Below are 12784 nucleotides of genomic sequence, written 5' to 3'. Positions count from 1 at the left end.
CGGAAACTTTTATTTTAATTGGTTTTCGCTTGCGGACGGACCGCAGTCTTCTTTCTGTTGGCTACGCGCACTTTCATTCCTGGCGTAAGCTTGTGGTATCCCTCGCTGATTATGGTTTCGCCGGGGGCGAGTCCTCTCTCCACCACAACCTTGTTGCCGAACTCAGGGCCAAGCTCGATAAAGCGGCGCTCGGCCGTAGAGTCGCGCCTCATTACGAAGACATAGGCTCCACCCTTCTCTATGATGAGTGCCTTTTGCGGCACAACAGTTGCGTTTTCGCGGACATCGAGCAATGCGTGCACTTTCGTAAACTGTCCCGGAAGCAGCACGTGATCAGGGTTGGGCATCTCTGCACGTACAGAGAATGTTCCAGTCTTCGGGCTTACCTGCGGTTCGGCAAAGTCGACGAGTCCCTTATATGGATATGTGCTGTTGTCGGGCAGCGTTATTGTTACATACGGCTGCCATGAGCGCGACGAGTCGCGCTGTCCGAGGTTAATGTTTCTCTCCTTGCTCTTAAGATAGTCGAGCGCGGTCATGCTGAAGTCTATCAGCACGGTGTCGCTCTTCACTACGGTGGCAAGCAGCGACTTGCCGCCTGTGCCGACAAGTGTGCCAAGGTCTACAAGTCTCTCGCTGATATATCCTGATATCGGCGAGCGCACGTAGGTGTAGCTCAGTTCCTGCTCAGCCTGAACAAGGTCGGCACGGCTCATGCCCATGCTTGCAACGGCCGTCTCATACGCTGCTGTGGCGTTGTCAAGGTCAAGGCGGCTGGCAGCATTCTGCTCAAACAAGGGGCGTATGCGCTCAAGATCGCGTCTGGTCTTCAGCACCAGGGCCGAGTCCTTGCGCAGCTGTGCGCGCGCCTTGTCTACCTTTGCCTTATACTGGCGCTGGTCGATTACGAAGAGTATCTGGTCTTTTTTCACGTATGTTCCTTCTGCGAAAGCCATTCTTTCAAGAAAGCCTTCCACCCTGGCGCGCACCTCTACAAACTGATGTGCACGTATGCGGCCCACATAGTCGCCGTAAATCTTGACGTCTTCCACGCCGACTTTCTCTACAGAAACGACGGGTATCTCAGGTGCCTTTTTCTTAGGCCATGTTAGGATAACGTATCCTGCTATTACGGCTACGATGCAACAGGACATCAGAATCAGGCGTTTTTTGCGCAACTTTAATTCTTTCTTGGCGAAAAATTGTTTTATTTTCATCATGGATTGTCAGTATGTTGATACTTTTGGGATTATTTGTAACTAATAATTTCTTGTCTCAATATTGTTCGCTCATTTATGGTTTAATGCCCGCAGGCAGCATCTTGCTATGAGCTGTTTTTGCAACGTTCAGCATTCATTCAAAGACAGGGCCATGCAGTTCCTTTGCTTGCATTGTCTCGATGGTTTCCTGTCATTATTGTATATTTCGTGTCTTTATCATCTGCAAATATAGTCTTTTAGTTTCATACAGCCAAACAAAGGCATGACGTACTGACTGTTTAGCATTAAATTGGCAAAAGTTAAGCGGGTCTTTATCCAAATTGGTCATTTCCGTCAGGCAGGATAGCCGTTTTCTGCTGTCGCTGTTTTTTTATTGAAATTGCTCCCATGCCAGCAAAAAAGCTAACGAAAATCCGTTCAATATAAAACAAAATCACGGCCGAACGCATCAATATTCTTGTAATGGTCAGCCCAATGTGCCTAATGACAGGGCTCGGTTTAAAGGCATCAAAAGGCGAATAATTTTAAAGGGGCAAAAAATCATAAGCGAAACAGGCACCTAACATTAACAAACGTTCAAAACAGACATATTTTCTGCACTGACTGTAAGCAAAACAAGATGTATTGGTTTCAAATCATTAACCTATCGTTTACGGGTCAAAACTCGGCCACTTTTGATGCAAAAGTGGCCGAGTTTTTTATCGAAAACAAATGAGTTATAACTGCTAATCCGAAGTTTCAAGATATTTCAACAGCATGAATTTAATATTTTGGCTGCCGACCCTACATTCATACTGCTAAATTATACCTGTTTGGGGCGGCTGCAAAGGCCGCGCGGTTTTGCGGCAATATCTCTCAAGATTATCATAAAAGCCCATGACACACATGGAATTGCCAGGCGTATCATGGGCCGTATAATGTATTTTGCTAAACGCAGAGAGACGGCATCTGACATTACAGACGTGCCATACCTCACTCTGCTCCGACCTGCAAGGCCGGCAAAAATGTCTTATCCGATGAAGCCCTGACGTTTAAGAGCCTCCATCATACCAGCCGACATAGCCTCGTTGTCTTTCTTGGTGTAGCGTATGTCGGTGAATATCTGCGCAAGAGTTTCCTTGTTGTTTATCTTTACGAACTCGCGGTTTTCTTCGAGCGCCTCTTTCTCGGCATAATAGCGGTCGATGTCGGCAGGAGTATAGTCGTGGTATGTCTCGCTGTGTACAAACGAAGCGAGCGGCAGGCGGTCGGTGAGCGGCGGATTTTCGTCGGGCCAGCCCAGTGTTATCGTAGCCACAGGCATGACGAGCTTTGGCAGACCGAGCACGTCGATAATCATCTGCGGCATATATACGGTTGTGCCGAGATAGCAGAGGCCAAGTCCTTCTTCCTCGGCAAGGTTGCAGAAAGTCTGTGTGTAGAGCAGTGCGTCTGATGCTGCGTTGATGAACGACAGAAAATTGTCATATCCCGGCTCGGCCTTGCGGCAGCGGCACCATGTGCTTGCGCGATTGAAATCGGCACATATCGTGAGCACCACGGGAGCCTGAGTAACCATGGGCTGGTTGAAATGAGCCGGGGCAAGCTTGGCCTTCATCTCGTCAGAGCGTGTAACCACCACGCTGTAGAGCTGCATGTTGCCCATAGTCTGCGTGCGTGCAGCCTCTGTCAGCAGGCGGCTGAGCAGTTCTTCACTTACTTCCTTGTCTGAATATTTGCGTATGCTACGCCTTGTGTTTATTGTCTTCATATATTCTTAATATTTAATGTCTTATGTTGCTGTGCCTTTTGTCGGCAATCTGTGTGATGTGGCTTTGCCTTAAGGTGCGGCGTCTGCCATGTGCAAAGTTAATCAAATTTCCCGTATTATTCTGTCTTGCCTTTTCAATTATATTATTTTAAAACAGCCTGGTCAACATATCTTATGATGCTCAGTTCAATCGTTGAATATTGTCGGGCGTATTGTTTGAGTAAGTAAAAATGTAAAATTAACATGATTTAATGTAAAGTATACTTGTCTTTATGGAAAGTTTGGCTATCTTTGCGACATAACATTACACACATATCCGAAACACATAAATGAATAACCTTAAAATTTTACGATTATGAAGAAGTATTTTTTGTTGCCTCATTGCTATGCTAAGACAGGCCTTTGTCTTATGGTATTGTTTTTAATAATGTTTGGCATAGACTTGGCAGGAGCTGCACCTAAAATTAAGGTACCCATGCCATATATTGTTAATGAAATCATTGGTGAAAACGCATGGTTCGGAATACTACCTTCCGAGGATATGTATATGGAGATATGGATGCTCGGCATTTTCATTTCGCTGCTGTTTATCGCCATGAGCAAGGAAAAGACCGAAGACGAAATGATAATGCAGATAAGACTCAAATCGGTGTTTTTCTCACTTTGGTTTACGTCTGTCTTGTTTGTTGTAGAAACTTTGTTCTTTTTCAACATTGCCTATGCCTACAGTCTTTGGGCCACTCTTTATGTATTGCTGATTGTCTTTATCATAAAGTTCCGTTACGAAATTCATCAACTTAAATAGCTTAAAAACAAAAATGAAAAATACAATAAAGGTAGAACGCGCCATAAAAGATATAACCCAACAGGATTTGGCCGTGGCAATAGGAGTCAGCCGTCAGACTATAAACTCTATAGAATCGGGCAGATATGTGCCTTCAACATTGCTGGCACTGAAGATTGCAGCATATTTCGGCAAGATGGTGAACGACATTTTTCAGCTTGAAGACGGCGACTGAACAGCTTTATTATTCTGTTTTGAAAAGCGATATTGAATGGAAATAAACAAGAATAGGGATATGAACAATAAGGTTTTATTGCTTTCGGTCTGCTTTTTCCTTTCTGTTTTGGCGTGCCGGGCACAGCATATTGGTGATTATGTCTTGAACATAAGCAAAATAAATCAGGACGAAGCCAACATGCACGTCAGCTGTTCGTTCGTTATAGATTTTCAGAAATCAGACAGTATTGTAATGAATTTCGGCGGCGACGGCATGCTTTCTGTTGAAAACCTTACCATTCAGACAGACACATCATCACTGAAATACTGCTATCAGCCTGATGCAAGGAAACTTGTGTTCAAAAAGATTCAAGGCCGAAACATTGGTGTAAAGATGAACTACAACTACACAAACCTCTCGGCTTTCTTTATCTATGGAGGCGGAACGGCAGAATTATGGGAGACAAGCTTCAACGAGCATTATTATCCTTACCTGCCAGACAGCTATGCAGACATCACATTAAATCTGGAGTTGCCTGACTCAATCTTTCCCTTATGCTCTTATCCCCTTAAACAAACCGGCAGCGGCAAGTACTGCTGCCGGATTAATGGCATGCTGCAACAGTCGTTATCGCTCGCGTTATTACAGAAAAGTGCATACATCCGCACAACGGCCGGCGAGCCTTACGACATGGACATATATCAGATTGCAGGCATGCAATGCAGCAAAAGGCGCTACGACGAGCTGCTCGAACTTGCCCGTGCAAGCATATCATATTTCGGCAAAATATATGGCGATGAATATTTATGCCAGCAAAGGGGCATAACACAATATCCCGCTTTCGTGTTTCATAACGGAAAAGGCTTCAGCAACAGATACAACATAGGCTTTATCTCGGCCTCACAGGAGAAATTCTCAACACACCCCGACATCTATCCGCTTGTGCACGAGATAGGCCACAGATGGCTTGGCGAATGGACACTGCTCATTCGAGACGGACAGCCCGGAGCGTATTTTATTAAAGAGTCGCTGAATGAGTTTATGACACTGATGTTCCTAAGACATCATTTTGGCAACGGTTTGTATCTGTCGCTGATTGAAAAATATAACGCTGAATACCAGAAAATCATAAATACGCCACAGGACAAACCGGCCATCAATCTCGTAGAAAATAACAACAATACTGTTGTTTACAGAAAAGGGCCGCTGATATTAGACCGTTTCGCAAAAGAAATTGGATACGAAAACTGCATAAGCCTAATATCTTCATTTTATCAAAAGTATGCAGGAAAGCCGAATCTGAAATATTCTGACTTCATCAACTTAGTCAACAGCACTTGGCCAAATGCCGCAAACGAGCTTAAAAACTGGATAGAGAATTAAGTTTAACTTAGCTGTTATCACTCAGCAGGAATCCTGACAAACGTTGAACTGATTATCACTTCTGCACACACGACAGACTATGCAAAGTGAAACAGAAGGCAAGACGAAAAGAAGAGAAATGACCAACAATAGCAACAGCATAGCAGCAGAAATAGTCAAATGCCGGCTAATAACATGCAAAAGGAAATATTTCGCTTTATTGAAGTACAGAAACAAAACGAAAAAAGGGGATAAACAAATATCCCCTTTTTAATTATTTCTTAAGTTTAAATGAATTTTCAATGCTTGCAATTTCATCGCTGAACAGCTTATCTGTCTTTATGCGCTGCTCTATCTGTGTGCAGCTGTGTATTACTGTAGAATGGTCGCGACCTCCGATAAGCTTGCCAATACGTGATGCCGGCATCTTGGTGTACTTCTGTGCAAGATACATCGACACTTGACGTGCAGTTACATAATCACGCTTACGGCTGCGGCTGGCCACAGCTGCGGTGGTAACGTTGAAATGGTTGCAAACCGTATCAAGAATGTCGTCTATCGTCAACGGCTCATTATCTATCTTAACCGCCCTCTTTATCACTCTCTCCGCAAGGCGCATGTCAATCTTGCAGTTGTAAACCACAGAGAAAGCCAACAGAGAGTTGATGACACCCTCAAGTCCGCGCACGCTGTAGTTAGCCGTCTGCGCAATAAAATAAACCACGTCTTCGGGGATGGTCAGTCCGTCACGCTTGATCTTGCTGTTAAGAATGTCCACACAAAGCTGAATGTTAGGTTTCTCAAGCTCTGCTATAAGTCCGCAGCTGAAACGTGTCAGCAGGCGGTCGCTCATGCCCTGAAGATCAACAGGAGGACGGTCGCACGCAAGAATTATTCTCTTGCCGTTACGGAACAAGTGATTAAATATATGGAAGAATGTTTCCTGTGTCTTTGCAGCCGATACCCACTCCTGAATATCATCAACAATAAGCATGTCTATCGTCTGATAGAAGTTGATGAAATCGTTAGTTCTGTTGTTCAATACGGCATTGGTATACTGCACCTGAAACAGTCTTGCGCTGATATACAGCACCCTTTTCTGCGGATAAATCTCCTTGGTGCGCACACCGATGGCATTGATAAGGTGTGTCTTACCGCATCCGGACGGACCGTAAATAAACATCGGATTAAACTGAGTGGTGTTAGGATGTTCCGCAATAGACAGTCCGACAGCTCTCGGCAACTTGTTGCTGTCACCTTCAATATAGTTTGCAAAAGTATGTCGGGGATTCAGCTGTGAGTCTATCTGCTGGGGCTGTGCCGCATCAAGCGTAGTAGGCGACTGGTTTACACGTGTTCTGCGTGTAACTGTCTGCTCGATGTTCACCACCGGGTCGGCCTGAATCTGCTGTGATATATTGTTAGTCTTATCCACCATCACGCGGTAGTTAAGACGTATGCCTTTTCCATAAATCCGTACAAGCACCTTGTTCAGCAGTCCTGCATAGTTTTCTTCAATGTATTCGGCGACAAACTGGCTCGATACTTGAAGCAAAAGCGTTCTGTTCGACTCGTTGAACGATTCGAAAACAATAGGCTTGAACCATGTGTTAAACTGCTGTTCCGAGACATTTTCCTTTATCAGCAAAAGGCAGTTATCCCAGAGCGCACGGGGATTATTACTCATATATTAAGATCAGATTATTATGTCTTTCGACGCCTTTTTAAGCGTCTGCAAATTTCGTAATTTTTATTGAAATACACAAATATGCCGATTTAATTCATTTTAAATGATTTATTGTAAATGTCGGGAATAAGGCATTTTATGGCGTATTTTGAAACATTAATGTAATATTGCCACTTGCATATTTATAAGTACCTGAAAAATAGCGACTTGCACACTGCAGAAAAGGTACGGGCAATATCGATGTGTATAAGGCGGGAAAAGTCAGAAAGTGGTATATACTAATATGTTCCGAAAGATTTGTCAATCGTTTCGGAACATATTTTATTATTTAGACAAATTTTAAATTAGCACAAAGCAAGATGATAATTTAACAGCAAATCCCTGCAAACGTTGTCTCTGCCATGGCTATAGACAGGCTTTTACATCCTTATTAATTGTCCTTTCTTCCAAAAAGTGAGAAGTGAACATAGCGTTTGGGATGAGCCTTGAGGTCAATAAGTAAAGAGTCGGCCGAGCGCATAGTGCTGTTAAGATTGTTATATAATGACGGATCACGCATCAGCAGTCCTATCGTACCCTCATTACTGTTAAGCTTGGCTGTAAGTTCCTCCACATTAGCCAGTGTTGCGTCAACTTTAGCCATAGTGCCTTCAACATCGATATTGTTGAGTTTCTTTGCAAGAAGGTTGGCATTGTATAGTGTACTGTCTGCACGGCTAACCACACCGGGAACACTTCGGTTGAGTCCGGCAAGGAGAGTGTTTATGCGTGTAGTGGTTACAGTAAGATTACCCGTTATGGTATTCACATTATGCAGCGACTGTGCTATGGCAGGATCAGCCAGCAAGATGTTGAGAGTGGTAACGATAGAGTCGAGTTTTGGCAACATACCCATAACCACCGGCACCATATCCTTCATTTTTCCCAGTGCGCCATCGTTAATTCCACCCATAATTGTCTCACCTGGCATCACGCGTTCTCTCGGATTTGTAGCCAATAGCAAGTTTACTTTTACGTTGCCGAGCATATCGCTAACGATCTCAGCACTACTGCCCTTAGGTATGCGCAGTTCCTGATCAATGTCAGCCTCGACCATTATCTCGCCCGACTTATTATAATCATATTTTATGTTTTTCACCACACCCACCTTATATCCGTCGGCATAAATCGGACTTGAAGAAGATAGTCCGCTGATATTCTTGAACGAGATATAATATTTGTTGGCTGATGAAAACAGATTCAGTCCTTTAAGAAAATTCATTCCGAAAAAAAGTATCACCAGTCCGCACACGGCTACTAAGGCAATCTTTATTTCTTTTGTTAAAAACTTCATAATTTAATCTCCTTTCTATTTAGACTTAAACTCACGTATTGCTTGATTGACGTTCATTTTCTTTCCGTTTTTGAATGCTATGATAAACGCTTCGGGAAACTTGTCGAGAATCGTTTTGCGCAGACGATAAATCTCATTGTAGTCGGTCGACGAACCATAGGTGTATTTCACAAGGTCGTTCTCCTTATAAGATTCTACATTCTCAAGCCCTTTAAACTGGCTGCTGCCGGGACGCAGCATACGGCTGCTGGCCAATATCTGCACCTTAAACACTGGCTTATCCACAGGTTCGTCGGCAACCTCTTGTGTTTTTTCCTTGCTGTCACTGTCCGCCTTTTCCTTCGGCTGCTCCTCTACACGAGGACGCGGCGTTTCTGTCCTGCGCCTTGTCTGCTTGCGTGTTTGGGGCTTATCCTTTTCATCATTGCCGTCATCAGGCACAATGGACGGGATATTTATACTATTATCTTTAGGTGAGCTGTAAGGAACAGTAAAGCCTTTATTGTATTTGTCCTTATATTTAACAAAGGCCTGATATATGCCCTTTGCCATTTTGTCTATGTTGTTTTTGTCATTGAGGAAGCGCTCCTCATCAGGCGTTGTTATGAAGCCCAATTCAATAAGACACGCCGGCATGGAAGTTTCTCGCAACACCAGGAACACGTCCTGCTTAACACCCTTATTCTGTCGTCCGGCGGTTGAGCAAACGTTGCTCTGCACATACTTGGCCAGCTCTACGCTCTTCGACATATTACGGTCGTGTATGAACTCAAACATGATTGTGCTTTCGGGCGAATTAGGATCGTAGCCTTCATAGCGTTCCTTATAGTCCTTCTCTATCATGATGACAGAGTTCTCACGCTTTGCCGCACTCAGCTTTTCGTCCGAACGCCTCATACCCATCGTGTACGTTTCAAGTCCGCGGGCTATATGTCCTGCCGGCAGCGCATTGGTGTGTATAGAGATGAACACGTCGGCCTTGTTCTTGTTTGCTATGTCGGCACGCTTGTGCAACGGAACAAACACGTCGGTCTTGCGCGTGTAAATAACCTTTACGTCGGGACAGTTGCGCTCAACGTATCGGCCAAAGGCCAAAGCCACATTAAGATTAATGTCTTTTTCGTAAGAGAAAGAACCCTTTGCACCCGAGTCATGTCCTCCGTGCCCTGCGTCGATAACAAGCGTGAAAGGTTTGTCCGCGCCGAATACAGCTGCGGAGAAAGACACTAACACCAACAGAAAGAATATTATCTTTTTTATCATGAGTGCTTTATTACAGATACAAAGGTAGTTATAAATTGCAGAAAAACTGCAATAAGTCAAATAGTTTTATCATTTATTAAGTGTAATTCAACCGATGCGCTGCCAATATCAGCCTCCATCGGCGGATTTATCTTTGCCACAGATATGTCTATGGCCTCAACAAGAGGTAGCTGACTGAATATGCGCCTGCCTATCCTGCCCGCCACATGTTCGAGCAGGCAGGAAGGCTTTTGCATCTCCTTATTTATGATTTCAAAAATCTCAGCATAATTAAGCGTGTCGGCTACGTCGTCGCTCTCAAGCGAATTGTCGAGCGGATATTTTGCGCGAAGATTGACGACATACTCGCCGCCCGTCTCGCGCTCTTGCGGGAGCACGCCGTGACGCGCAAAAAAGCGCAAGTCGTTAAGACATATAAAACCTGAGACCAGTTTCATAATCATCTTATGATTTATCCACAGCGTGATGCGCCGCAGTTTTTACAGATAAGACATCCCTCCTGATAAACGAGAGTTTCCTGACCGCACACCGGACATTTCTGTCCCTTGGCCTCTGTGCCGTCAACAATATACTTCTTCAGGGCACGCTCAACACCGTTCTTCCATGTGTTGATGCTCTCGCTCTTAAGCTGCAGCGAACCAACGAGCTTGATAACATGCTCTATAGGCATACGATAGCGCAATACGCCTGAAATAAGCTTTGCATAGTTCCAGTATTCAGGGTTGAACTTCTCGCTCAGACCTTCAACAGTGGTCTTATATCCGCGCTTGTTCTCAAACTGGAAGTCGTAGCGGCTCTTGCCGGTTTCGTCCTTATGCTTGATAATCTTACCCTTTGTTACAGTCTTCGGTAGAACGATGCCTTCCTCGTCGTCCTGCAGACCTGTGAATATCTCGTATGGATATCCGTTGAGAAGGCCTACGAACGCAACCCATTTCTCCTTGTTATTCTGGAAACGCACGACATCACACTCGAGCACGGCAGGCCTTACCTCGGTAACTTCGGGATGACGGCACAGCGGTGCTTGCTTCTTCTGATTGTCGTCGTTGTTCTTTTTCTTCTTTTCTACGGCTATCATCACGCCTGAACGCGAACCGTCACGATATACGGTGCAGCCCTTGCATCCTGACTTCCAGGCCTCAACGTAAAGACGGTTTACCAAAGCCTCGTCTACATTATTGGGCAGGTTTATGGTTACGCTGATGCTGTGGTCTACCCATTTCTGTATTGCACCCTGCATGCGCACCTTCATCAGCCAGTCGACATCGTTGGCTGTTGCTTTATAATAAGGTGACTTTGCCACCAGTTCGTCAAGTTCTTCCTGAGTATATTTCTTCTCAGTGTCAATGCCGTTTATCTTCATCCACTCGATAAACTTGCGGTGATAAACGATATACTCTTCAAACGAGTCGCCTACCTCGTCGACAAAGTCAACATGCACATCGGCATCATTCGGGTTAACCTTGCGGCGACGCTTATAAACAGGCATGAATACAGGCTCGATACCGCTTGTTGTCTGCGTCATCAGACTGGTTGTGCCCGTAGGCGCAATGGTCAGACAGGCTATGTTGCGGCGGCCATATTTAGCCATATCCTCATACAGCTGAGGATCTGCCTCCTTTATACGGTTGATGAACGGATTGTTCTCCTCGCGCTTAGTATCATAAATTTCAAAAGCACCGCGCTCCTTGGCCATTTCCACTGACGAACGGTAAGCAGCAAGCGCCAATGTCTTGTGTACCTCAACAGAGAAGTCGGTTGCCTCCTGCGTACCATAGCGCAGACCCATGGCAGCTATCATGTCGCCCTCGGCCGTGATGCCCACGCCTGTACGGCGGCCCATTCCGCTCTTTCTCTTTATCTTCTCCCACAGGTGATACTCTGTGCTCTTCACCTCGTCGCTCTGCGGGTCGGTCTTTATCTTGGCCATTATCTGGTCTATCTTCTCAAGCTCCATGTCCACAATGTCGTCCATTATGCGCTGAGCCAGGGCTACATGCTTGCGGAACAGTTCATAATTGAAGTATGCCTTGTCTGTGAAAGGATTAACCACATAAGAATAAAGGTTGATAGACAGCAGACGGCATGAGTCGTAAGGACAGAGAGGAATCTCACCGCACGGATTGGTAGACACGGTGCGGAAGCCCAAATCGGCGTAGCAGTCAGGTATGCTCTCGCGTATTATCGTATCCCAGAACAGCACGCCGGGCTCGGCGCTCTTCCATGCGTTGTGTACAATCTTCTCCCACAGCTTGCGCGCGCTGATGTCTTTTGTCACCTGCGGTGTGGCGCTGTCGATGGGGAACTGCTGAACATACTCTCTGTCTTCCGTGGCACAGCGCATAAACTCGTCGTCAATCTTTACCGACACGTTAGCACCTGTTATCTTGCCTTCGGTCATCTTGGCGTCGATGAAAGCCTCGCTGTCGGGATGCTTTATGCTCACTGAGAGCATGAGAGCTCCGCGGCGTCCGTCTTGTGCCACCTCGCGTGTAGAGTTGCTGTAGCGCTCCATGAAAGGCACAAGTCCTGTAGATGTCAGTGCCGAATTGTTCACAGGCGAACCTTTCGGACGCAGGTGAGACAGATCATGGCCAACGCCTCCGCGGCGCTTCATCAGCTGCACCTGCTCCTCGTCAACACGCAGTATGGCTCCATAAGAGTCAGCATCGCCGTCAAGACCGATAACAAAGCAGTTTGACAAAGATGCCACCTGATGATGGTTGCCTATACCCGTCATGGGGCTTCCTGCCGGAACGATATACTTAAAATGGTCGAGCAGTTCGAACACTTCCTCGGCACTAATCGGATTTTTATATTTATTTTCAATTCTGGCCACTTCGTTGGCTATACGCCAGTGCATGTCGGCGGGCGACTTTTCAAAGATGTTGCCAAAACTGTCTTTCAGTGCATACTTGTTTACCCACACTCTGGCAGCGAGTTCGTCACCGCCAAAATAGGCCAAAGAAGCCTGATAGGCCTCTTCAAAAGAGTAAATTTTATTATTTTCCATGATGGCAGAAGTAATTTGAGTGGTGCAAATCTACGAACATTTTTTCATAAAAAGAAATACTTTTCGGAATATTTTTCCCGTTTAAAGCTCTAAAAAGTTCACCAAAAAAGTCAACTCAGAATCTTATTTTTCGCAACTAGTTGAATAATAGAGAG

At 45.3% G+C, this 12784-nt stretch carries 10 protein-coding genes; 3 read left to right on the top strand and 7 right to left on the bottom strand.

Annotated features, from left to right (window positions below):
• Positions 1-14 precede the first annotated feature (14 nt).
• The gene (locus EJL04_RS00220) at positions 15-1211 is read right to left on the bottom strand and encodes an efflux RND transporter periplasmic adaptor subunit (protein WP_193391567.1); all 1197 of its coding nucleotides are present in this window, start codon (positions 1209-1211) and stop codon (positions 15-17) included.
• A gap of 1018 nt (positions 1212-2229) precedes the next feature.
• Entirely contained in the window at positions 2230-2970 is a 741-nt protein-coding gene (locus tag EJL04_RS00215) for a nitroreductase family protein (protein ID WP_125103801.1), read from the bottom strand.
• 355 nt (positions 2971-3325) lie between these two features.
• On the opposite strand from EJL04_RS00215, the gene EJL04_RS00210 reads away from it, so the two are divergent.
• Genes EJL04_RS00210 through EJL04_RS00200 form a run of 3 tightly spaced genes read left to right on the top strand, consistent with a single transcriptional unit; the run spans position 3326 to position 5354 of the window.
• Positions 3326-3775, top strand: coding sequence for a hypothetical protein (locus tag EJL04_RS00210; RefSeq protein WP_021855050.1), 450 nt, complete (start codon positions 3326-3328; stop codon positions 3773-3775).
• A gap of 13 nt (positions 3776-3788) precedes the next feature.
• A complete protein-coding gene (locus EJL04_RS00205) occupies positions 3789-3989 on the top strand; it encodes a helix-turn-helix transcriptional regulator (RefSeq protein WP_125103800.1) in 201 nt (66 codons plus the stop codon).
• Positions 3990-4049: 60 nt separating this feature from the next.
• Entirely contained in the window at positions 4050-5354 is a 1305-nt protein-coding gene (locus EJL04_RS00200; protein WP_125103799.1) for a gluzincin family metallopeptidase, read from the top strand.
• Positions 5355-5607: 253 nt separating this feature from the next.
• Here the strand turns inward: EJL04_RS00200 and dnaA are convergent, their stop codons facing one another.
• From dnaA to EJL04_RS00175, 5 genes are all read right to left on the bottom strand, one after another.
• Complete coding sequence (gene dnaA / locus EJL04_RS00195; protein WP_021855053.1) at positions 5608-7020, bottom strand: chromosomal replication initiator protein DnaA; 1413 nt, start codon at positions 7018-7020, stop codon at positions 5608-5610.
• A 430-nt stretch (positions 7021-7450) separates the two neighbouring features.
• Positions 7451-8353: an MlaD family protein gene (locus EJL04_RS00190; protein WP_021855054.1), complete on the bottom strand. Its 903-nt coding sequence runs from the start codon at positions 8351-8353 to the stop codon at positions 7451-7453.
• Positions 8354-8368: 15 nt separating this feature from the next.
• Complete coding sequence (locus EJL04_RS00185; protein WP_125103798.1) at positions 8369-9616, bottom strand: N-acetylmuramoyl-L-alanine amidase family protein; 1248 nt, start codon at positions 9614-9616, stop codon at positions 8369-8371.
• A 56-nt stretch (positions 9617-9672) separates the two neighbouring features.
• Entirely contained in the window at positions 9673-10053 is a 381-nt protein-coding gene (folB, locus tag EJL04_RS00180) for a dihydroneopterin aldolase (RefSeq protein ID WP_125103797.1), read from the bottom strand.
• A gap of 14 nt (positions 10054-10067) precedes the next feature.
• Entirely contained in the window at positions 10068-12629 is a 2562-nt protein-coding gene (locus EJL04_RS00175) for an adenosylcobalamin-dependent ribonucleoside-diphosphate reductase (RefSeq protein WP_021855057.1), read from the bottom strand.
• Positions 12630-12784: the final 155 nt, after the last annotated feature.

Origin of the sequence: Prevotella marseillensis, from assembly GCF_900625065.1 — a bacterium.
Classification (GTDB): Bacteria; Bacteroidota; Bacteroidia; order Bacteroidales; family Bacteroidaceae; genus Prevotella; species Prevotella rara.
Note: the sequence above shows the minus strand (reverse complement) of the source record. Positions and strands in the feature narration are given on the sequence as shown.

Bases quoted from the DNA above. Each gene is read 5' to 3' on its own strand.
- EJL04_RS00200 (WP_125103799.1), top strand. From the start codon at position 4,050: ATGAACAATAAGGTTTTATTGCTTTCGGTCTGCTTTTTCCTTTCTGTT.
- folB (WP_125103797.1), bottom strand. From the start codon at position 10,053: ATGAAACTGGTCTCAGGTTTTATATGTCTTAACGACTTGCGCTTTTTT.
- EJL04_RS00185 (WP_125103798.1), bottom strand. From the start codon at position 9,616: ATGATAAAAAAGATAATATTCTTTCTGTTGGTGTTAGTGTCTTTCTCC.
- EJL04_RS00210 (WP_021855050.1), top strand. From the start codon at position 3,326: ATGAAGAAGTATTTTTTGTTGCCTCATTGCTATGCTAAGACAGGCCTT.
- EJL04_RS00175 (WP_021855057.1), bottom strand. From the start codon at position 12,629: ATGGAAAATAATAAAATTTACTCTTTTGAAGAGGCCTATCAGGCTTCT.
- EJL04_RS00215 (WP_125103801.1), bottom strand. From the start codon at position 2,970: ATGAAGACAATAAACACAAGGCGTAGCATACGCAAATATTCAGACAAG.
- dnaA (WP_021855053.1), bottom strand. From the start codon at position 7,020: ATGAGTAATAATCCCCGTGCGCTCTGGGATAACTGCCTTTTGCTGATA.
- EJL04_RS00205 (WP_125103800.1), top strand. From the start codon at position 3,789: ATGAAAAATACAATAAAGGTAGAACGCGCCATAAAAGATATAACCCAA.
- EJL04_RS00190 (WP_021855054.1), bottom strand. From the start codon at position 8,353: ATGAAGTTTTTAACAAAAGAAATAAAGATTGCCTTAGTAGCCGTGTGC.